This is a genomic window from Micromonospora sp. NPDC005087 (assembly GCF_042872965.1).
Taxonomy (GTDB): Bacteria; Actinomycetota; Actinomycetes; order Mycobacteriales; family Micromonosporaceae; genus Micromonospora.
Window position 1 is genome coordinate 71,319 of the sequence record NZ_JBIALB010000003.1, and the last position, 20,375, is coordinate 91,693.

The window sequence follows — 20,375 nt, forward strand, 5'->3', positions numbered from 1 at the left end:
ACGCCGTGCCAGCAGGGCCGGCGCAGAGATCGAGAGCAGGTGCGCAGGGCCCTTCGGCCCGACCTATGACTGGCACCCCACCTCCCGGCCCGCCCCGGGTGCAGACCAGGATCACCGTGCCCGACTCGAAGATCATGGTCAATCTGCTCGGCGCAGGTGACGAGATCCTGCGACTCGTCGAACGCTCGGTCACCAGTGACGTGCACGTGCGTGGCAACGAGATCACCATCACCGGTGCGCCCGCGGACAACGCCCTCGCCGAGCGGGTCTTCACTGAGCTGCTCGAACTCATCGAGAAAGGCGAGACCCTGACCACTGACGCGGTTCGGCGTACCGTCGGCATGCTCGAGCAGGGCAGCGCCGAACGGCCCGCCGAGGTCCTGACGCTCAACATCCTCTCCCGGCGCGGACGCACCATCCGCCCCAAGACCCTCGGGCAGAAGCGGTACGTCGACGCGATCGACTCGCACACCATCGTCTTCGGCATCGGCCCGGCCGGCACCGGCAAGACCTACCTGGCGATGGCGAAGGCCGTCCAGGCGTTGCAGGCCAAGCAGGTCAACCGGATCATCCTGACCCGGCCGGCGGTCGAGGCGGGTGAGCGACTGGGCTTCCTGCCCGGCACGCTGAACGAGAAGATCGACCCGTACCTGCGCCCGCTCTACGACGCGCTGCACGACATGCTCGACCCCGAGTCGATCCCGAAGCTGATGGCCGCGGGCACGATCGAGGTCGCCCCGCTGGCGTACATGCGCGGCCGGACGCTCAACGACGCGTTCATCATCCTAGACGAGGCGCAGAACACCACGCCCGAGCAGATGAAGATGTTCCTGACCCGGCTCGGCTTCAATTCCAAGATCGTCGTCACCGGTGACGTCACCCAGGTGGACCTTCCCGGCGGCACGACCAGCGGTCTGCGGGTGGTCCGGGAGATCCTGGAAAACGTCGAGGACGTGCATTTCGCCCAGTTGTCCAGCTCCGACGTGGTCCGCCACCAGTTGGTCGGGCAGATCGTCGACGCGTACGCCCGCTGGGATGAGCGGGAGACCCAGCAGGCGCAGGGCGTCCACGCGGTGCCCGGGCGACCCGCCCAGGGCGGCCGTGCCGGCCGCCGCCGTTAAAGCAGAGGAAAGCAGTTGTCCATCGAGATCGCCAACGAGTCCGGTGTCGAGGTCGACACCGACGCCGTGCTCGCCGTCGCCCGGCACGCTCTCGACGAGATGGGGGTCAACCCTCTCGCCGAGCTGTCCGTGCTGCTGGTCGACATCGACTACATGACCGAGCTGAACCACCGCTGGATGGGTGGCGAAGGCCCGACCGACGTGCTCGCGTTCCCCATGGACGAGGGCAGCGTCGACCACGGCCCGGGCGAGAGTGCCCCGTCCGGCGGCGAGCCGGCCCTGCTCGGCGACATCGTGCTCTGCCCCGAGGTGGCGGCCAAGCAGGCGGCGACCGCCGGGCACGCTCCGGCCGACGAGCTGCACCTGCTCACCGTGCACGGGGTGCTGCACCTGCTCGGTTACGACCACGCCGAGCCGGAGGAGGAGCGGGAGATGTTCGCGCTCCAGGCCCGACTGCTGGCGAGCTGGCGGTCGACCCGCACCCAGTGATGCCCACTCCGCTACTGGCGGTCGGCCCCACGGCCGGCCTGCCCGACCTGCAACTGATCGTCTTCGCGGCCGGCCTGGTGGTGCTGGCCGGCCTGATCGCGATGACCGAGGCGGCGCTCGCCGCGGTTTCCCCGGCCCGGGCCGCCGAGCTGGCCCGGGACGGCGTACGTGGTGCCCGTACCCTCCAGACCGTCGCCGCCGACGTGGTCCGGCACCTCAACCTGCTCCTGCTGTTGCGGCTGCTCGCCGAGTTGACCGCCACCACGCTGGTGGCACTGGTCGCGGTGGACACCTTCGGCGCCGGCTGGCGGGCCGCGCTGGTCACCGCCGGCGCGATGACCGTGGTGAGCTTCGTGGTGGTCGGGGTCGCCCCGCGCACCATCGGCCGGCAGCACGCGTACGCCGTGGGGCGGGCGGTGGCGCCGCTGGTCCGCTGGCTGGGCCGGGCGCTCAACCCGCTCGCGTCGCTGCTCATCCTCATCGGCAACGCGGTCACCCCGGGGCGCGGCTTCCGGGAGGGTCCGTTCGCCACCCAGGTGGAGCTGCGCGAGCTGGTCGACCTGGCCGAGCAGCGCGGCGTGGTCGAGCACGGCGAGCGGCAGATGATCCACTCGGTCTTCGCGCTCGGCGACACCATCGCGCGTGAGGTGATGGTGCCGCGTACCGAGATGGTGTGGATCGAGGAGGGCAAGACCCTCGAACAGGCGCTGGCGCTGTTCCTGCGGTCCGGTTTCTCCCGGATCCCGGTGATCGGCGAGAGCGTCGACGACGTGCTGGGTGTGCTCTACCTCAAGGACCTGATCCGGCGGTCCCGGGGCGGTGACCCGGACGCTGAGCAGTTGCCGGTGGCCGAGTTGATGCGTCCGGCCACCTTCGTACCGGAGTCCAAGCCGGTCGACGACCTGCTGTCGGAGATGCAGGCCGCCCGCAACCACCTGGTCATCGTCGTCGACGAGTACGGCGGCACCGGCGGCCTGGTCACGATCGAGGACATCCTGGAGGAGATCGTCGGCGAGATCACCGACGAGTACGATGTCGAACGCCCGCCGGTCGAACGCCTGGCGGACTCCTCGGTGCGGGTCACCGCCCGCCTGCCGGTGGAGAATCTGGGCGAGCTGTTCGACACGGACCTGCCCACCGATGAGGTGGAGACGGTCGGGGGCCTGCTCGCCCAGTCGCTGGGGCGGGTGCCGATCCCCGGAGCGCAGGCCGAGGTGGCCGGCCTCCGGCTGGTCGCCGAGGGCACCACCGGCCGGCGCAACCGCATAGACACCGTTCTGGTCAGCCGGGTGGAACCGGGCGATGAGCAGGACACCGCGGGGCGTGGCGAGCACGCCGGCCCCGGGGACGGCCAGGACCACTATCGAGACGAGGAGAGGCAACCCGCCGATGCCTGACACATCCGCCGCGCCCGCCGCCCGGCCCACCCCCACCGCGCCGGCCCCGCTGAGCGCCGAGGACGGCAAGCTTGTCGTCCTGGCCCGCGGAGCCCGTGGGCGGGTCGGTGCCGTCGAGGGCGCCGCGGTCCGGGACCAGGATGGCCGGACGTACGCGGCGGCCAGCGTCGCGCTGCCCTCGCTGACCCTCACGGCGTTGCAACTGGCGGTGGCCTCGGCCGTGGCGGCCGGGGCGAGCCGGCTGGAGGCGGCGGTGGTGGTGACCGAGGCGTCGACGCTGGACGGCGCCGGGCATGCGGCGGTGCGTGACCTCGCCGTGGACGCGCCGATCCATCTGGCGGCGCCGGACGGCACCGTGCTCGGCACGGTGACCCAGTGACCCCCGTGCAGGATCCGGACGGTCGCCCGTACCGGGCCGGGTTCGGCTGCTTCGTCGGCCGGCCCAACGCCGGCAAGTCCACGCTGACCAACGCCATCATCGGCACCAAGATCGCGATCACCTCGAACAAGCCGCAGACCACCCGTCACGTCATCCGGGCCGTGCTGCACCGGCCCGAATCGCAGCTGGTCCTGGTCGACACGCCGGGCCTGCACCGCCCCCGTACGCTGCTCGGCGAGCGCCTCAACGACCTGGTCCGATCGACGTGGACCGAGGTCGACGTGATCGGCCTGTGCATTCCGGCCAACGAGCCGGTCGGCCGGGGCGACCGGTTCATCACCGGCGAGCTGGCCGAGTTGAAGGCGACCGTGCTGGCGGTGGTCACCAAGACCGACCTGGTCGACAAGCGTCGCCTGGCGGAGCAGCTGCTCGCGGTGAGCCAGATGGGGGAGTTCGCCGAGATCGTGCCGGTGAGCGCGGTCTCCGGGCACCAGGTGGACACGCTGGTCGACGTGATGACCAGCTACCTGCCGCCGTCACCGCAGCTCTACCCGGACGACATGCTCACCGACGATCCCGAGCAGGTGCTGGTCGCGGAGCTGATCCGCGAGGCCGCCCTGGAGGGGGTCCGTGACGAGCTGCCACACTCCATCGCCGTGGTGGTGGAGGAGATGATCCCCGAGGGCCAGGTCATGAAGATCTACGCCGACCTGTACGTGGAACGGCCCAGTCAGAAGGCCATCGTTCTCGGTCACAAGGCGAGCCGGCTCAAGGAGGTCGGCACCACCGCCCGCCGGCAGATCGAGGAGTTGCTCGGCGGTCGGGTCTACCTGGACCTGCACGTGCGTGTCGCGAAGGACTGGCAGCGCGACCCGAAGCAGCTGCGCAAGCTGGGCTTCTGACCGACCCCACCGGTCCGGCCAGGCATTCCGGTCGGACCGGGGCGCGATGATCGTCTTCGGTCGGGCTGAGGGGCAATGTCACGTTTGATCGGGGTGCCGACCGTTTGGCGCGGCGGCCGCGAAGGGTAGGGGAGGTACGCCCGGCGTCCCCGACCAGATGCAGGCTGATGCGCAACAGATACCTCGATCTGCTCCGTTTCCTCGCCATCGTCCGGGTGGTCGTCTACCACGTCACCGGGTGGGCGACCCTCACTCTCGTCTTCCCGGCCATGTCCGTGATGTTCGCGCTGGCCGGCTCGTTGATGGCCGCCTCGTTGACCCGCTCCGGACCGGCGGCGGTCGGCCGCCGGCTGCGCCGGTTGCTGCCGTCGCTGTGGGTGTTGGCGGTGATCTTCGTACCGGCCATGCTGATCACCGGGCTGCCGCTGTCGCCCCGGCTGCTGCTGTGGCTGTTCCCGATCGCCGATCCACCGGCGAACCACTGGGGCGCCCTGGCGCTGAGCGTCATCTGGTACCTGCGCGACTACCTCTGGTTCGTGCTCGCCTCACCGGTCGCGTTCTGGCTGTTCCGGCGCGCCCCGCTGCCCACTCTGCTCGCCCCGTACCTCCTGCTGGTGACGATCGAGGCGGGGATCTACCCGGCGCCGCCGGTGCTGCGCGAGTTCGGGCTCTACTTCGGCGCGTGGCTGCTCGGCTTCGCCTACCACGCCGGGATGCTGCGCCGCCTGGCCGGCCGGCTGGTCTACCCGCTGGCGCTGACGCTCGCGGTGGGCGGCGGGGCCTGGATCGTCGCGCATCCGGGCCCACGGGGGTACGACCTCAACGACAACCACCTCGGCAACGCCCTCTGGTCCGCCGCGTTCGTCCTGATCGTGCTGGGTCGGGCGCCGGCGGGGATCGCCTGGCTGGGCCGTAGCCGGCTGGCCGACCGGGCGGTGACCGTGGTCAACCGGCGGGCGCTCACCGTCTACCTCTGGCACATGCCGTTCGTGGTGGCGCTCACCCCGCTGGTGGACGTGGTCGGCTGGTCCCACCAGGACCCGCTGGGACTGGCCGTCCGGGTGCTGCTGGTCTTCGCGCTGGTGGGGCTGGTCACCCTGGCCGTCGGCTGGGTCGAGGACATCGCCGCCCGCCGACCGCCGGAGCTGGTGCCCGGCCGCCGGTCGCGTCCCGCCGACCCGGCGGTCCGGTCCGGAGCCGGGCCGGCCGGGGAGACCACCGGACGAGCGGTGGTGCCGGCCCAGCGGGTGGCCGGGGACGCGGCCACCGCCGAGGTCAGCGCTCGCTGATCGTGACGTTGCCGCTGCCGGCCGAACCGTCGAGCACCAGGGACGCGGCCGGGTTGTCGGCGACGGTGATCCGCTCGTCACCGGATCCGGCGTTGGAGCGGACCCGGTAGCTGCCCGCCGGCACCAGCAGGGTGACGTCCCCGCTGGAGGCGTGCGCGCGGGCCGAGGCGGGCGTCTCCAGCTCGACGATGACATTGCCGGAGCTGGCCTCGGCGTCGACCGTGCCACCCAGTCGACGTGCGGTGATGTCCCCGGACGTGGCATGCAGCCGTACGGCCGCGCTGGTCTCGCTCACGTCGATGTTGCCGGAACGGGTCTCCACCCCGAGCGCGCCGGAGGCGTCGGCGACCCGTACGTCGCCCGAGCCCAGCCGCAGTTCCACCGTGCCGACCCGGCTCAGCTCGACGTTGCCGGAGCCGACCTCGCCCTGCACGGCCACACCCTCCGGCACGGTCACCTCGTAGGAGATGCTGCACCGCGAGCCGCAGTCGGTGTCCAGCACCAGCTCGCTGCCCTCGATCTCGTACCTTGCGTTGTCCGGTTCGCCGCCCTGGTAGCGCACCACCCGCTTGATCCGCGCCTGCCCGGCCGGGCCGGTGCCCCGGACCACCACATCGCCAGAGCCCCCCTGCACCCGGATCGTGGCGATCTTCACCGTCTCGGTGTTGTCATAGTCGAGCCGGCGGAAGGACAGGTTGTCGCACCCGGCGAGCAGGATGAGGGCGGTGGTCAGCCCCAGCGCGATGGGGGCGGCGGCGCGACGGCGGAGGTCGGCGGTGGTCTGGTGCATTGCCATGGCGAGCACGCTACGGCCGGTCATCGGCCCGACGCATCGGGGTTCCTCCGCGCATCCACCCCGAGCCGACCCTGATTTCACACCCCGAGGGAGAATGGTCCGATGGCCGGGTACCGCCGACAGCTCTACCGCGACGACGCGGTGGTGCTGCGCGTGCAGAAGCTCGGCGAGTCCGACCGGATCATCACCCTGCTGACCCGCCGGCACGGCCGGCTGCGCGCGGTCGCCCGGGGGATCCGTCGCACCACCAGCAAGTTCGGTGCCCGGCTGGAGCCGTTCGGCCACGTCGATCTTCAGCTCGCCGGCGACCCGAAGGGCAACCTGGGCAGCTCGCTGCACACCGTCAGCCAGGTCGAGGGCATCGACCTGTACGGCAAGCGGTTCCTCGGGGACTATCCCCGCTACACGGCGGCCAGCGCGATCGCCGAGACCGCCGAGCGGCTGACCCCGGTGGAGCGGGAGCCGTCGCTGCGCCTGTTCCAGCTCACCGTGGGCGCGTTGAAGGCGCTGTCCCGGGGCGAGCACGCCACCACCCTGGTGCTCGACGCGTACCTGCTGCGCGGGATGGCCCTCGCGGGCTGGGCGCCGGCGCTGATCGCGTGCGCGGTCTGCGGCACACCGGGGCGGCACCGGGCGTTCTCCGTGCCGGCCGGCGGCGCGGTGTGCCCGGATTGCCGGCCGCCCGGCGCGGCCCATCCCGCGCCGGCCACCATCGACCTGATGTCCGCGCTGACCACCGGCGACTGGGTGATCGCCGACGCCACCGAGGCCGGCGTGCGCCGGGAGTGCAGTGGGCTGGTGGCGGCTCACCTGCAGTGGCACCTGGAACGCGCGCTACGCTCGCTGCCGCTGGTCGACCGGGGTCCCTCGGCGGCCGGCGCGGTCCCGCCGCCGGGCGGCGCGGGGGCCGCGACGCTCCGGCCGCACGGCGACGTGGTGGCCGGGGCGGACGGTGCGAACAGGGAGAGAGCCGAGTGATCCGATCGATGAGGGCCGGCCGGCGTGAGCCGGTGCCGCCGACACCGCACCCGTCGGGCGCCCGGCCGCCGGCGCTGCCGACCGAGGCGGTGCCGAAGCACGTCGCCGTGGTGATGGACGGCAACGGCCGGTGGGCCAAGGAGCGTGGGCTGCCCCGCACCAAGGGTCACGAGGCGGGGGAGCACAGCCTCTTCGACACCATCGAGGGCGCCATCGAGATGGGCATTCCCTACCTGTCGGCGTACGCGTTCTCCACGGAGAACTGGCGGCGCTCGCCGGACGAGGTCCGGTTCCTGATGGGGTTCAACCGGGACGTCATCCGCCGCCGCCGCGACCAGATGGTCGATCTCGGCGTCCGGGTGGTCTGGTCGGGCCGGCCCGGGCGGTTGTGGAAGAGCGTCATCTCCGAGTTGCAGACCGCCGAGGAGATGTCCCGCGGCAACTCGACGCTGACCCTGCAGTTCTGCGTCAACTACGGCGGGCAGGCGGAGATCGGCGACGCCGCCGCCGCGATCGCCCGCGACGTCGCGGCCGGCCGACTGGATCCGGCGAAGGTCACCGAGAAGACCGTGGCGAAGTACCTCTACCACCCGGAGATCCCGGAGGTGGACCTGTTCCTGCGCCCCTCCGGGGAGGAGCGCATCTCCAACTTCCTGCTCTGGCAGACCGCGTACGCCGAGCTGGTCTTCCTGGACACGCTCTGGCCGGACTTCGACCGCCGTCACCTCTGGTACGCGTGCGAGCTGTACGCCCAGCGTGACCGGCGGTTCGGCGGCGCGCTGCCCAACCCGGTCGCCCCGGTGGGCTGAGCCCAGGCTTACCGGCACGTCACGCTGGGTACCACTGCTGTCAGGAGCCACTGACGGAGGTGAACCCACATGATCCAGAAGCGCATCGCACAGTGGGCGGTGATGGCGATCGCGGTGCCGTTGGCCGCGGCTGGCGCCCGCCGACTCAGCCACACCCTGGAGGCCCGGCGTGGTCCCTCCGGGGCGACCCGGCTGCTGACAAAGGGCGCGGACTTCATGCGCCCCCAGAAGGCCAAGCGCCGCCGATTCTGGTAAGCCCGAACCACCCGGTGCCGCTCCCACATCCGTGCGAGCGGCACCGCCGCATCTCCACCTCGGCCCGCCCTCCCCCATGGTGGGGGCGGGGGGTGTGGTGGTTTTGGAGTTGTGGCGGGTGCGGGCGGGTAGGGTCCGAGAGTGGTGGGGTTGCGGCGGTCGGGGGTGGGATGTGCGGGATCTCCGGTACAAGATGATCATGGCGTTGAACGCGGCCGATCTGGGTGACCCGATCTGCGAGCAGGTGGCCGAGATCTGCGCGGAGATCGCCGAGCAGCACTGCGCCGAGTTCGGCCACACTCCGCAGCTGCGTACCGGCGAGATCGCCGAGCTGGCCACCGGGGACCCGGCCCTGACCTGGGCGCCGTCGTCCGCCGACACCGGGCAGCGTGCCTGGTGACCGCGTCCGCCCCAGCGGTCGACGTACGCCGGGCCGAGGACCGCTTCGCCACCCGGATCTCCTGGCTGGACTCCAAGCACTCCTTCTCGTTCTCCCGGCACTACGACCCGGCCAACACCCACCATGGGCTGCTGCTGGTCAACAACGACGACGTGGTCCGCCCGGGCGCCGGCTTCGAGACCCACCCGCATCAGGACATGGAGATCGTCACCTGGGTGCTGCGTGGTTCCCTCGTGCACCAGGACTCCACCGGGCACTCCGGGGTGATCTACCCGGGGCTGGCCCAGCGGATGAGCGCCGGCACCGGCATCCTGCATTCGGAGAAGAACGACGCCTGGCGGCTCAACAACCAGGAGCCGCACAGCGACCCGGTGCACTTCGTGCAGATGTGGGTGCTCCCCGACGAGGAGGGCGTCGACCCCGGCTACGAGCAGCTGGAGATCGAGGACGAGCTGCTGCGCGGCGGCCTCGTGCCGGTCGCCTCCGGAATGGAACGCTACGACGGGGCATCCGCGATCCGGATCCGCAACCGGTACGCCACCCTGCACGCCGCCCGACTCGCCCCCGGCGACGAGGTCACCCTCCCGGACGCGCCCTTCGTGCACCTGTACGTGCCCAACGGCACGGTGAACCTGGAGGGCAGCGGCCCGCTCGACACCGGTGACGCGGCCCGGCTCACGATGACCGGCGGCCGTCGGGTCACCGCCGACGAGCCGGCCGAGATCCTCGTCTGGGAGATGCACGCCACCATCGCCTGACCCCGCACTCGACGTCGGGAGAGGGGCCAGGCGGCGGGCCGTCAGGCCGGGGACTCGGTGCGGTCTCCCGCCCAGGTGGTGTGGAACGAGCCCTCGCGGTCGACGCGCTGGTAGGTGTGCGCGCCGAAGTTGTCCCGCAGACCCTGGATCAGCGCGGCCGGCAGGCGCTCGGCGCGCAGCGCGTCGAAGTACGCCAGCGACGACGAGAACGCCGGCGTCGGCACCCCGGCCCGGACCGCGTCGGCCACCACCCGCCGCCAGCTCGGCACGCCGGCCGCGACCGCGTCGGCGAAGTACGGCGCCACCAGCAGCGTGGGCAGGTCGGGCTGCTTGTCGTACGCCTCACGGATCCGGTTCAGGAAGCGGGCGCGGATGATGCAGCCGCCCCGCCAGATGGTCGCCGTGCCTCCGAGGTCGATGTCCCAGTCGTACTCCTGGCTCCCGGCGCGGATGTGGTCGAAGCCCTGCGCGTACGCGACGATCTTCGAGGCGAGCAGCGCGCGCCGGACGTCCTCGATGAACGCCTCCCGGTCGGCCACCTGCCACCTCTCGCCGGCGTCCGGGAACGCCCGATGGGCCGCATCGCGCTGGTCGACGTGCCCGGAGAGCGAGCGGGCGAAGGTCGCCTCGGCGATCCCGGTGATCGGCACGCCCAGGTCCAGCGCGCTCTGCACCGTCCACCGCCCGGTGCCCTTCTGCTCGGCCCGGTCCTGCACCACGTCCACGAAGGGCTGGCCGGTGGCGGCGTCGCGGTGCGCCAGCACGTCGGCGGTGATCTCGATGAGGAAGGACTCCAGCTCGCCGCTGTTCCAGTCACGGAAGATCTCCGCGATCTCCGCCGGCTCCGCGCCCAGGCCAGCCCGGAGCAGGTCGTACGCCTCGGCGATGAGCTGCATGTCGGCGTACTCGATGCCGTTGTGCACCATCTTGACGAAGTGCCCGGCGCCATCCGGCCCGACGTGCATGCAGCACGGCACCCCGTCCACGTGGGCGGAGATCTTCTCGAACATCGGGCCGAGCTTGGCGTACGACTCGACCGAACCGCCCGGCATGATGCTCGGCCCGAGCAGCGCGCCCTCCTCGCCGCCGGAGACGCCGGTGCCCACGAAGTGCAGCCCGGACCCGCGCAACGCCTCCTCGCGGCGGCGGGTGTCGGCGAAGTGGGCGTTGCCGCAGTCGACGACGATGTCGCCCTCCTCCAGCAGGGGCACCAGCTCGTCGATCACCGCGTCGGTGGGGGCGCCCGCCTTGACCATCACGATCACCGCGCGGGGCCGTTCCAGCGACGCCACGAAGTCGGCCATCGACTCGCCGGCCGCGAACGTGCCCTCGTCGCCGTGCTCGGCGACCAGGCTGCGGGTGCGCTCCGGCGAACGGTTGTGCACCGCCACGGTGAAGCCGTTGCGGGCCAGGTTGCGGGCCAGGTTGCGGCCCATCACCGCCAGCCCCGTCACGCCGATCTGCGCCGTCGCCTGCTCAGCCATCCGTGCCGCCACCTCTCACCGTCGTACTGCCGTGCTGCGACCGTATCGCGGTGCGCGGCGGAGCGGGCCGCCTCGTCGACAGCCAGTCACCGGCCGGTGGCGCTCGGCCCCGGACCAGCCGATTCTCCACGCGGTCACCGTCGTGTTGAGCGCGTCGGCCAGCAGGCCGCCGATGCTGTCGGGGAAAACGGATGCGCCGGTGCCCGCCCACGGGATAGCGTGCGGGCATGCGTAACTGACGCCCCATTTCCGAGCCGGCCCGCCGCCCCGCGCCGCGGTCCGAGCGCTCCCGGGCGTCCCGCATCCCCACCCGCCGTGCGGCGGTGCTGGCCCTGCCCGACCCCGGTGAGCAGTCCCTTCCCTCTCGACCGTCGCGGTGCGACGGTCACCAGCCGAGCCGACCGACCGCGGAACGCGGGAACGGGTCGGCACGAAGGAGGCCCGGATGCCTGCCAGGCGCAACCCGAAGAAGAAGTCGTCCCGTACTCCCGCACTGACGCGGCCCGGCACCGAGCCGGCGGCCGGCCGCGGCCCGCTTCCGGCCGTGTCGACCCGGTCCGACCTGCCGGCCCTGCCGGTCAAGTCGGCCCTGCCGGCGATACCGGTCGAGCCGGCCCGGCCGGTCGGGGTGCCACCGGCCGTCGAGGTGCCGGCGGCGATCGACGTGCCCGTGGTGGTCGACGTGCCGGCGGCGCTGGACGTTCCCCCGGTGGTCGACGCGTCGTCGGTGGCCGGGCGGTCGGCGGCGCCCAAGGCCGGCCCGCCGCTGCCCGGGGCGGCCCGCTCCGCCGGTGGCAAGAGCCAGCGAGCCGGTCAACCTCGCCGCTACGCCTTCCGCCGCAGCTGACCGGCCCCGCCCCGCGAGAATCGCGGTTGCCGCCTCCGCCGCAGCGGGGGCGGCAACCGCAGGATCGTGGGGGAGCCTCAGCCCAGCAGGGGGCGGAAGGTGCCGAGCAGCACGCTCACCGTCAGGGCCGCGCCGGCCAGCGCGACCGCTCCGGCGATGAGCAGTCCGTCGGCGAGGCCGAAGGGCTGACGGCGGGCCACGGTGCGGGGGGTGCCGGCGTCGAAACCGCGGGCGTCCATCGCCACGGCCAGTCGGGTGCCCCGACGGATCGCCCCGACCAGCAGCGCGAACCCGGTCGAGGCGAACAGCCGCAGCTTCGCCGCCGGGTTACGTCCGGCGTCGACGCCCCGCGCCCGCCGGGCCATGCTGATCATCTGCCACTCCTGACCGAGCAGCGGCACCAGCCGGAACGCTGCCAGTGCCCCGATGGCGAACCGGGCCGGCGCCTTCGCGTTCTGGATCAGCGCGTCCGCCAGGTCGGTGGGGTCGGTGGTGGCGAAGACGATGACGCCGGGCAGTGCGACCGCGAGCACCCGCAGGATCAGGCCGAGCGCGGTGAGCAGCACTCCGGTGGTCACCAGCACCGGCCCCGCGTCCAGCAGGACCCGACCGGACCGGTCGGAGGCGAAGAGCACCAGGGTGACCAGGATGCCGACGGCGCTGACCAGCAGCGGCCAGGCCCGCCGGGCCAGCACCCCGTAACGGATGCCGAACAGCGGCAGCACGGCGAGTTCGACGGCGATGGCGATCGCCGGGGCCACCGGGTCCAGGGTGGCCAGCAGGGTGAACGAGAAGACCAGCGCGGCGGCGACCTTCGCCACCGGGTTACGGCGGGCCAGCGGCGCACCGGGCGCGGCGACCGGCTCGATGCTGATCATCGAGCGGCCGGTCACGATCGCTCCAGGGTGACGGTGCGGTCGGCGAGCGCGGCGACGAAGTCCGGGTCGTGGGTCACGGTGACCACGCCGTGCCCGGCGTCGCGGAGATCGGCGAAGAGATCGACCAGCTCCCGCCAGGTCCGCCGGTCCTGACCGAAGGTGGGTTCGTCGCAGATCAGCAGGCGGGGCGCGGTGGCCAGGGCGGTCGCCACGCTCAGCCGCCGGGCCTCCCCACCGGAGAGGGTGTACGGGTTGGCCGCGGCGAGCCGGGTCAGCCGCAGCCGGTCCAGCAGCCCCGCCACGGTCTCCTTGACGGCCGCCTCGGGCTGGCCGGTCCGGCGCGGGCCGAGCGCCAGCTCGTCGAAGACGGTGCTGGTGACGAACTGGTGCTCAGGGTCCTGGAACACCGACCCGATCCGTCGCGCCAGCGCGGGCGCCCGCCACCGGTGCGGGGCGGTGCGGTGGTCCGGCCCGGCCAGTTCGGCGGACGCGGTGACTCGGCCGGCACCCGGCCGGAGCAGCCCACCGAGCAGCAGCGCGAGAGTCGACTTGCCGGCCCCGTTCGGCCCGCGCACAGCGAGCGCCTCGCCGGCGCGTACCGCCAGGTCGGTGGGGGCCAGCCGGGGTGGCAGGCCGAGCCGGTCGGCGGTGAGCAGCAGCTCGCCGGGGGCGGCGGTCGCCCGCCGGATGGCCACGGGATGACCCGGCACCCAGACGCCCTCGGCGGCGAGGGCGGCGCCGTGCGCGGCGAAGACCGCCGCGGGCGGGCCGTCCGCGCGGACCCCGCCGCCGGGCTCCAGGACGACCACCCGGTCGACCAGCGGAAGCGCCTCGGCGACCCGGTGCTCGACCAGGACCAGCGTGGTGTCGGCGTCCAGCGCGCCGGCCACCGCCCGCCGGACGAGGTCTGCCCCGGCCGGGTCGAGGTTGGCGGTCGGTTCGTCGAGCAGCAGCAGGCCGGGGCGCAGGGCCAGCGCACCGGCGAGGGCGAGGCGTTGCTGCTCGCCGCCGGAGAGCGCGGCGGTGGGCCGGTCCCGGTCGTACGGGAAGCCGACCCGGCGCAGCGCCTCGTCCACCCGGGGCCAGATCGCGTCCGTCGGCACCCCCCGGTTCTCCAGCCCGAAGGCGACGTCGTCGCCGCTACGGGCCATCACCAGCTGGGTCTCCGGGTCCTGGAAGACGATGCCGACCCGTTCCCGACCCTTGCGCGGGTCGAGCCTATCGATCTCGACGGTGCCCTCCTGCTCGCCGGAGTCCTCCGGCAGCAGCCCGGCCAGCGCGCTGAGCAGCGTGCTCTTGCCGGCCCCCGACGGGCCGAGCAACAACACCCGCTCCCCAGCCTCGACCCGCAGGTCCACACCGCGTACGGCCCACGCGAGCCGCCCGGCGTGCCGCCACCCGAACCCCCGTAGCTGGACCCCGCTCACCACACCCCCCTTCCCCCGCCCGGGCCGCTCTCACGTCGTTGATCAAGAGGTTTACGTCAGTTCGCCGCCCCTTGTTGACGCAAACCTCTTGATCAACGGGGAAGACGTGGGGGTCAGATGGCGGCGCGGTCGCGGGCGACCGGGAAGCGGTCCAGGACGCCGGTGTCTGCCATCGCGCGGGTGAGGACCCAACCGCCGACGCCGGCGATCACGGTGGCGCTGACGATGGTGAGCAGCGCGTACGGGATGCGGTAGTCGACCAGCTCGTACTCGGCGTTCCAGACGAAGAAGTCGAACAGCGCGGCGCTGAGCCCGGTCAGCGCGCCGGCCAGCGCCGCGGTCGGCAGCCGGAACGAGCGGTACCGGAAGGCCGCGAAGGCCAACTCGGCGCCGAGGCCCTGCACGATGCCCTGCGGGATCACCGTGCCGGCCCACTGGCTGCCCAGCAGCGCGGAGAGGACCGCGGCGACCGTCTCGCAGTAGAGCGCGGCGCCGGGCTTGCGGATGACCAGGCCGCCCACCACGGCCGGCATCAGCCAGACGCCGTAGATCAGCGTCTGTGCCGGCGGGAAGAAGGCGAACGCCCCCTCGGTGGCGCTCCAGACCAGGCCCCAGGCCCAGAAGATGACGCCGAAGGCGACCGCGATCACCGAGGCGACCACGATGTCGATGGTGCGCCAGCGGTTGGTGTCGCTGTGGTTCATGTGAATGCTCCCAGTTCTGACTGCGAACCAGGAGAAGACGCACGCCGCGCGCCCGGTGGCACCGGACGGCGGCGCGGCTGGAGGTCGACCGAACTCCCTGCGCTGGCATTACCCAGATCAGGTTCGAGGGTCTGCGGGCGTGCCCGCACTCTCAGCGCTGTGCGCTCCCCTGTCGGATGTGAAGTTGTCTCGCTGACGCTAGCACCGACCAGGGGTACCGGCCCAGCAGGGCGTCCCGCCGCAGGGTCCGGTTCAGGAGACTTCGGCTGGGTAGGCTGACGATCATGCGGGTTGACGCACGGGGTCTCAGGTTCGACGTACGCGCCGGTGGTCCGCCGGACGGCGCGCCCGTCCTGCTTTTGCACGGCTTCCCCCAGCACTCCGGCGAGTGGGACGAGGCCGCGACGGCGCTGCACACAGCCGGGCTGCGCACGTACGCGCTGGACCAGCGGGGCTACTCGCCGGGCGCCCGGCCGGCGGCGGTCCCGGACTACCGGATCCCCGAACTGGTCGCCGACGCGGTGGCGGTGCTGGACGCGCTCGGGCTGGACGCCGTCCACCTGGTCGGCCACGACTGGGGTGCGATCGTGGCCTGGGCGCTGGCCGCCCGGCACCCCGAGCGGGTCCGTACGTTGACCGCGGTGTCCGTGCCACATCCGGCAGCCATGGCGCACGCGCTCGCCACCGACGGCCAGCAGAAGGCGCGCTCGTCGTACATCGCGTTGTTCCGTAAGCCGGGCAAGGCGGAGAAGGTGCTGCTGGCGTGGAACGCCACCGCACTGCGCAAGTTGCTCACCGGGGTGGGCGACGCGTCCCGGGTGGACCACTACGCCGACCCGATGCGCGAGCCGGGCGCGCTCACCGCGGCGCTGAACTGGTACCGGGCGATGTCCCGCGCCGACCTGGCCGGCGTCGGCCCGGTCGCGGTGCCCACCACGTACGTGTGGAGCGACCGGGACATCGCCATCGGCCGGACCGCCGCCGAGGCGTGCGCCGCCAACGTCACCGGGGACTACCGCTTCGTCGAGCTGCCCGGCGTGAGCCACTGGATCCCGGACGCCGCGCCGGGCCCGCTGGCCGAGGCGATCCTGGCCCGAACCAGCGGAACGGCCTGAGCCATGGCGGTCGGGAGGCACACCGTGACGATGGACGCCGGCGGGCCGGGGACCCGGCGCTCGATCGCCGCGCAACTGCGCATGCTGGGCGTACGCCCCGGCGGGACGCTGCTGGTGCACGCCGGGCTGCGTCAGCTGGGTTTCGTCTGCGGTGGTCCGCAGGCGCTGGTGCTCGCCCTGCGCGACGCGCTCGGCCCGGACGGCACGATCGTGGTGCCCACCCACACCCCGGACAACAGCGACCCCGCGCAGTGGCGCGACCCGCCGGTGCCGGTGGACTGGTGGCCGCTGATCCGCGCCGAGATGCCCGGATTCGATCCGGCGGTCACCCCGAGCCGATTCATGGGCGTGTTCGCCGAGACGGTCCGCGGCTGGCCCGGAGCGCTGCGCAGCTCCCATCCCCACGTGTCGTTCGCCGCCCTCGGCCCGGCCGCCGAACAGGTGGTCGCCGGGCACACCCGGGCCGACATGCTCGGTGAGGGCTCCCCACTGGCCCGGCTCTACGACCTCGACGCCCACGTGCTGCTGCTCGGTGTGGACCACGCGGTGAACACCTCGCTGCACCTGGCCGAGTACCGCCGTCCGGCCCCACCCCACGAGCAGTTGGGCGCGGCGGTACGCACCGCCGACGGTGGCCGCGAATGGGTGTGGTGGCAGGACGTACGGCTCGACGAGACCGACTTCGACGCGTTGGGCCGGGACCTGGAGGCGACCGGGGCGGTCCGTACCGGACGGGTCGGCACCGGGACCGGGAGGTTGATGCGCCAGCGGGCGGCGGTCGACTTCGCAGTGCAATGGCTCGCCAGCAACCGGACGACGGAGGACGCATGACGGTGAGTGCCGAGGACTACCTGGCCGTGGTGACCGAGACGATCGGCCGGGTGGCCGCGAGTCAGCGGGCGGCGGTGGGGCGGGCCGCCGACCTGATCGCCGACGCGGTGCGCGCTGACGGGGTGGTGCACGCCTTCGGCACCGGGCACTCCGAGGCGTTGGCGATGGAGATCGCCGGCCGGGCGGGCGGTCTGGTGCCGACCAACCGGATCGCGCTGCGCGACCTGGTGCTGCTCGGCGGCGAACCGGCCGACCGGCTCGGCCCGTTGCTGGAGCGGGACCCGGCGGTGGCGCACCGGCTCTACGAGCTGGCCCCGGTGCGACCCACCGACGTCTTCGTGCTCGCGTCGAACTCCGGGGTCAACGGCGCGATGGTGGAGTTCGCCACGCTGGTCAAGCAGCATGGCCACGGACTGGTGGCGATCACCTCCGCACAGCACTCCGGCCGGATGACCTCCCGCCACCCGTCCGGGCGCAAGCTGGCGGACCTCGCCGACGTGGTGCTCGACAACGGCGCGCCGTACGGCGACGCGACGCTGCCGCTGCCCGGCGGTGGCGCGGTGGGCGCGGTCTCCTCGATCACGGCGGCGCTGCTGGCCCAGCAGGTCACCGTGGAGGTGGTGGCCAGGTTGCTGGCGGCGGGGGAGCGGCCCCCGGTCTACCTGTCGGCGAACATCCCGGACGGCGACGCCCACAACACGGCGCTGGAGGCGCGGTACGCGGGCCGCATCCGGCGCGGCTCCTGAGGCTCGTCCGGGAGGGGCCGGTGCCCCGGCGGCGGTCGGGGTGTCGTGAACCTGTTTCGCGCTCGACCGGGTGGGGCACTTGCCTTGCTGGCGGCGGCCCGTACCGCCGGCAGTACCGTCGCACCGGAGGTAGCGCGTGTCCAAGGAGACCGAGAAGCAGCGTTGGCAGCGCAATTTCGCCGACCTGTTGCAGGAGTTGCGGGTCGCCCAGACCGGCGTGCAGATCCTCTTCGCCTTCCTGCTCACCCTGCCGTTCAGCAACGGGTTCGGTCGCACGACCGAGTTCCAGCGGGACGTCTACATCGTCGCGCTGCTCGCCGCGGCCGCCGCCACGGCGCTGATCATCTCGCCGGTGGCGTTCCACCGGGCGCTGTTCCGGCAGGGGCGTAAGCCGGAGCTGGTCCGGTTCGCGCACCGGATGGCCAGCGGCGGCCTCGCCTTCATGCTGATCTCCATGGTCAGCGCGGTGCTGCTGATCACCGACTTCGTGCTGGACCGGCCGATCGCGTTCGTGCTCAGCGCGCTGACCGCGCTCTGGTTCCTCACGTTCTGGGTGGCCCTGCCGTTCTCCCGGCGCAGCTGGGGGGACGACGACATCGACGACGACGATGACGACCCGCGCACCCTCGCCAGCTGAGGCCGGGGCCAGGTATCGAACTCGATCTTCACGGACCGCTACCCCTGAGTAACACCCGGGGGTAGCGTGACGGTAGTCGCGCACGTCGACGCAGCCGCACCGAGGTTCGAGGGGGCAGCCGTGACCACGACGCAGAACGGCCGACCGGCAGCGGACGGCCCCGATCCCGGCACCGCTCCGAACACCGCCGGCGCCGCAGCGCCGTTGCCGAAGGAGGCGGGGCAGGTCTCCGAGAAGGAGGCCCGGCAGGTCGCCGAGGCGGCTCGCGAGTCCGCGTGGGACCGGCCCAGCTTCGGTAAGGAGCTGTTCCTCGGCCGGTTCCGGCTCGACCTGATCGACCCGTGGCCGCGGTCCGACCCGGACGACGTGGCCCGCGCCGACGAGTTCCTCGGCCGGTTCCGCGCCTTCCTTGCCTCTGAAGTGGACGGCGCGGCCATCGAGCGCGACGCGTCCATTCCGGACGCGGTGTTCCACGGGCTGGCCGACCTCGGCGCGTTCGGCATGAAGATCGACCGCGGGTACGGCGGTCTCGGGCTGAGCAACCTGCACTACTGCCGAGCGCTGATGCTGGCCGGCTCGGTCGGCCCGGCGATCGGCGCGCTGCTCTCGGCGCACCAGTCGATCGGGGTGCCGCAGCCGCTGAAGATGTTCGGCACCGCCGAGCAGAAGCAGCGCTTCCTGCCCCGGCTCGCCGCCGGCGAGGTGTCCGCGTTCCTGCTCACCGAACCGGACGTCGGCTCCGACCCGGCCCGCCTGGCCACCACCGCCGAGCCGACCGAGGACGGCACCGGCTACCGGCTCAACGGCGTGAAGCTCTGGGCCACCAACGGCATCGTCGCCACCCTGCTGGTGGTGATGGCCCGGGTGCCGGCCACCGAGGGGCGGCGCGGCGGGATCACCGCGTTCGTGGTGGACGGCGACAGCGCGGGCATCACCGTGGAGCGGCGCAACGAGTTCATCGGCCTGCGCGGCCTGGAAAACAGCCTCACCCGGTTCCACGACGTGTTCGTGCCCGCCGAGAACGTGATCGGCGGCGAGGGCAAGGGGTTGAAGATCGCCCTGACCACGCTGAACACCGGCCGGCTGTCACTGCCGGCGATGTGCGTGGGCGCAGGCAAGTGGGCGCTGAACGTGGCCCGGGAGTGGTCCGCCGACCGGGTCCAGTGGGGCCGACCGGTCGGCGAGCACGAGGCGGTCGCCCAGAAGCTCGCCTTCATCGCCGCCACCACGTACGCCATGGAGACCATGCTCGACCTCTGCTGCCTGCTCGCCGACGACGACCGCAACGACATCCGGATCGAGGCCGCGCTCGTCAAGCTGTACGCCAGCGAGATGGCCTGGAAGATCGCCGACGAGCTGATCCAGATCCGGGGCGGCCGGGGGTACGAGACGGCCGACTCGCTGGCCGCCCGCGGCGAACGACCGGCCGCGGTCGAGCAGATGCTGCGCGACCTGCGGATCAACCGGATCTTCGAGGGCTCCACTGAGATCATGCATCTGCTGATCGCCCGGGAGGCGGTCGACGCACACCTGTCGGTGGCCGGCGACATCATCGACCCGGACGCGGGGTGGGGCCGCAAGGCCCGTGCCGGGGCCCGGGCCGGGGCCTTCTACGCGAGGTGGCTGCCCACCCTGGCCGTCGGCCGCGGGCAGAGCCCGTCGGCGTACGCCGAGTTCGGGCCGCTGGCCGCGCACCTGCGTCAGGTGGAGCGCTCGTCGCGCAAGCTGGCCCGGTCGACGTTCTACGCGATGTCCCGCTGGCAGGGAAAGATGGAGCGCAAGCAGGCGTTCCTCGGCCGGGTGGTGGACATCGGCGCGGAGCTGTTCGCGATGTCCGCGGTCTGCGTCCGGGCGTCCGCCGAGAGGGACAGCCGGCCGGAGAACGTCGAGCTGGCCGACCTGTTCTGCCGGCAGGCCCGGGTCCGGGTGGACGCGCTGTTCGCCGCCCTGTGGGACAACACCGACTCGGTCGACACCGCCGCCGCGAAGCGCATCCTCGACGGCCGCTACGCGGCCTTGGAGGAGGGCGTCATCACCCCGTCCGACGAGCTGCCCTGGGTGGCCCGCTGGGCACCCGGTCCGTCCGCCGCCGACGACGTCCGCCGCCGTATCCCGCCGAAGCCGTGACCGGTG

General features: G+C 72.7%; 22 protein-coding genes and 1 riboswitch. Of the genes, 17 read left to right on the forward strand and 5 right to left on the reverse strand.

Annotated elements, in window-relative coordinates; genetic code table 11:
* Positions 1-65: 65 nt before the first annotated feature.
* The 6 genes from ACFYPS_RS08525 to ACFYPS_RS08550 all read left to right on the forward strand — a co-directional run bounded on the left by ACFYPS_RS08525 (position 66) and on the right by ACFYPS_RS08550 (position 5,577).
* On the forward strand, positions 66-1,121 hold the full coding sequence (locus ACFYPS_RS08525; protein WP_354965583.1) for a PhoH family protein: 1,056 nt from the start codon (positions 66-68) through the stop codon (positions 1,119-1,121).
* A gap of 15 nt (positions 1,122-1,136) precedes the next feature.
* Entirely contained in the window at positions 1,137-1,610 is a 474-nt protein-coding gene (gene ybeY / locus ACFYPS_RS08530) for an rRNA maturation RNase YbeY (protein WP_210912337.1), read from the forward strand.
* Complete coding sequence (locus ACFYPS_RS08535; protein ID WP_387323966.1) at positions 1,586-3,007, forward strand: hemolysin family protein; 1,422 nt, start codon at positions 1,586-1,588, stop codon at positions 3,005-3,007. The genes ybeY and ACFYPS_RS08535 overlap by 25 nt, the downstream gene beginning before the upstream one ends.
* Positions 3,000-3,386, forward strand: a complete 387-nt coding sequence (locus tag ACFYPS_RS08540) for a cytidine deaminase (RefSeq protein WP_354965581.1) — start codon at positions 3,000-3,002, stop codon at positions 3,384-3,386. The genes ACFYPS_RS08535 and ACFYPS_RS08540 overlap by 8 nt, the downstream gene beginning before the upstream one ends.
* A 5-nt stretch (positions 3,387-3,391) precedes the next feature.
* On the forward strand, positions 3,392-4,288 hold the full coding sequence (gene era, locus ACFYPS_RS08545; protein ID WP_354965659.1) for a GTPase Era: 897 nt from the start codon (positions 3,392-3,394) through the stop codon (positions 4,286-4,288).
* Positions 4,289-4,455: 167 nt separating this feature from the next.
* Complete coding sequence (locus ACFYPS_RS08550; RefSeq protein WP_354965580.1) at positions 4,456-5,577, forward strand: acyltransferase; 1,122 nt, start codon at positions 4,456-4,458, stop codon at positions 5,575-5,577.
* Here ACFYPS_RS08550 and ACFYPS_RS08555 read toward each other — a convergent pair.
* Positions 5,564-6,373 carry a DUF4097 family beta strand repeat-containing protein gene (locus ACFYPS_RS08555; RefSeq protein WP_354965579.1) on the reverse strand — a complete coding sequence of 270 codons (810 nt, stop codon included), beginning with the start codon at positions 6,371-6,373 and terminating at the stop codon, positions 5,564-5,566. The two genes, ACFYPS_RS08550 and ACFYPS_RS08555, sit on opposite strands and share 14 nt — an antisense overlap.
* A 102-nt stretch (positions 6,374-6,475) precedes the next feature.
* On the opposite strand from ACFYPS_RS08555, the gene recO reads away from it, so the two are divergent.
* The 5 genes from recO to ACFYPS_RS08580 all read left to right on the forward strand — a co-directional run bounded on the left by recO (position 6,476) and on the right by ACFYPS_RS08580 (position 9,573).
* Positions 6,476-7,351, forward strand: coding sequence for a DNA repair protein RecO (gene recO / locus ACFYPS_RS08560; RefSeq protein WP_354965578.1), 876 nt, complete (start codon positions 6,476-6,478; stop codon positions 7,349-7,351).
* An 8-nt stretch (positions 7,352-7,359) separates the two neighbouring features.
* Positions 7,360-8,160 carry an isoprenyl transferase gene (locus tag ACFYPS_RS08565; protein ID WP_354965658.1) on the forward strand — a complete coding sequence of 267 codons (801 nt, stop codon included), beginning with the start codon at positions 7,360-7,362 and terminating at the stop codon, positions 8,158-8,160.
* Between the two features lie 69 nt (positions 8,161-8,229).
* Positions 8,230-8,415 (forward strand): hypothetical protein, encoded by a 186-nt coding sequence (locus ACFYPS_RS08570; RefSeq protein WP_354965577.1) that lies wholly within the window; start codon positions 8,230-8,232, stop codon positions 8,413-8,415.
* Between the two features lie 199 nt (positions 8,416-8,614).
* Positions 8,615-8,815, forward strand: coding sequence for a thioredoxin reductase (locus ACFYPS_RS08575; protein ID WP_354965576.1), 201 nt, complete (start codon positions 8,615-8,617; stop codon positions 8,813-8,815).
* Positions 8,812-9,573: a pirin family protein gene (locus ACFYPS_RS08580; RefSeq protein WP_354965575.1), complete on the forward strand. Its 762-nt coding sequence runs from the start codon at positions 8,812-8,814 to the stop codon at positions 9,571-9,573. Before ACFYPS_RS08575 ends, ACFYPS_RS08580 begins: the two co-directional genes overlap by 4 nt.
* 41 nt (positions 9,574-9,614) lie before the next feature.
* Here ACFYPS_RS08580 and gndA read toward each other — a convergent pair whose 3' ends face one another.
* Complete coding sequence (gndA, locus tag ACFYPS_RS08585; protein WP_354965574.1) at positions 9,615-11,057, reverse strand: NADP-dependent phosphogluconate dehydrogenase; 1,443 nt, start codon at positions 11,055-11,057, stop codon at positions 9,615-9,617.
* A 445-nt stretch (positions 11,058-11,502) separates the two neighbouring features.
* Here gndA and ACFYPS_RS08590 point away from each other — a divergent pair, with 445 nt between their 5' ends.
* Complete coding sequence (locus tag ACFYPS_RS08590; protein WP_354965573.1) at positions 11,503-11,904, forward strand: hypothetical protein; 402 nt, start codon at positions 11,503-11,505, stop codon at positions 11,902-11,904.
* A 77-nt stretch (positions 11,905-11,981) separates the two neighbouring features.
* Here the strand turns inward: ACFYPS_RS08590 and ACFYPS_RS08595 are convergent, their stop codons facing one another.
* The 3 genes from ACFYPS_RS08595 to ACFYPS_RS08605 form a co-directional block, all read right to left on the reverse strand.
* Positions 11,982-12,782: an energy-coupling factor transporter transmembrane component T gene (locus ACFYPS_RS08595; protein WP_354965657.1), complete on the reverse strand. Its 801-nt coding sequence runs from the start codon at positions 12,780-12,782 to the stop codon at positions 11,982-11,984.
* A gap of 11 nt (positions 12,783-12,793) precedes the next feature.
* Positions 12,794-14,209 carry an ABC transporter ATP-binding protein gene (locus ACFYPS_RS08600; protein WP_387323676.1) on the reverse strand — a complete coding sequence of 472 codons (1,416 nt, stop codon included), beginning with the start codon at positions 14,207-14,209 and terminating at the stop codon, positions 12,794-12,796.
* A 113-nt stretch (positions 14,210-14,322) separates the two neighbouring features.
* Positions 14,323-14,913, reverse strand: coding sequence for an ECF transporter S component (locus ACFYPS_RS08605; protein ID WP_354965571.1), 591 nt, complete (start codon positions 14,911-14,913; stop codon positions 14,323-14,325).
* 76 nt (positions 14,914-14,989) lie between these two features.
* Positions 14,990-15,094, reverse strand: a riboswitch (TPP riboswitch).
* A gap of 103 nt (positions 15,095-15,197) precedes the next feature.
* Between ACFYPS_RS08605 and ACFYPS_RS08610 the strand changes: the two genes are divergently transcribed.
* The 5 genes from ACFYPS_RS08610 to ACFYPS_RS08630 all read left to right on the forward strand — a co-directional run bounded on the left by ACFYPS_RS08610 (position 15,198) and on the right by ACFYPS_RS08630 (position 20,369).
* Positions 15,198-16,028 carry an alpha/beta fold hydrolase gene (locus ACFYPS_RS08610; protein ID WP_354965570.1) on the forward strand — a complete coding sequence of 277 codons (831 nt, stop codon included), beginning with the start codon at positions 15,198-15,200 and terminating at the stop codon, positions 16,026-16,028.
* 30 nt (positions 16,029-16,058) lie between these two features.
* Positions 16,059-16,859, forward strand: coding sequence for an AAC(3) family N-acetyltransferase (locus ACFYPS_RS08615; protein WP_354965656.1), 801 nt, complete (start codon positions 16,059-16,061; stop codon positions 16,857-16,859).
* A complete protein-coding gene (locus ACFYPS_RS08620; protein ID WP_354965569.1) occupies positions 16,856-17,605 on the forward strand; it encodes an SIS domain-containing protein in 750 nt (249 codons plus the stop codon). The genes ACFYPS_RS08615 and ACFYPS_RS08620 overlap by 4 nt, the downstream gene beginning before the upstream one ends.
* A gap of 136 nt (positions 17,606-17,741) precedes the next feature.
* Complete coding sequence (locus ACFYPS_RS08625; protein ID WP_354965568.1) at positions 17,742-18,242, forward strand: DUF6328 family protein; 501 nt, start codon at positions 17,742-17,744, stop codon at positions 18,240-18,242.
* A 120-nt stretch (positions 18,243-18,362) separates the two neighbouring features.
* Positions 18,363-20,369, forward strand: coding sequence for an acyl-CoA dehydrogenase family protein (locus ACFYPS_RS08630; protein ID WP_387323680.1), 2,007 nt, complete (start codon positions 18,363-18,365; stop codon positions 20,367-20,369).
* Positions 20,370-20,375: the final 6 nt, after the last annotated feature.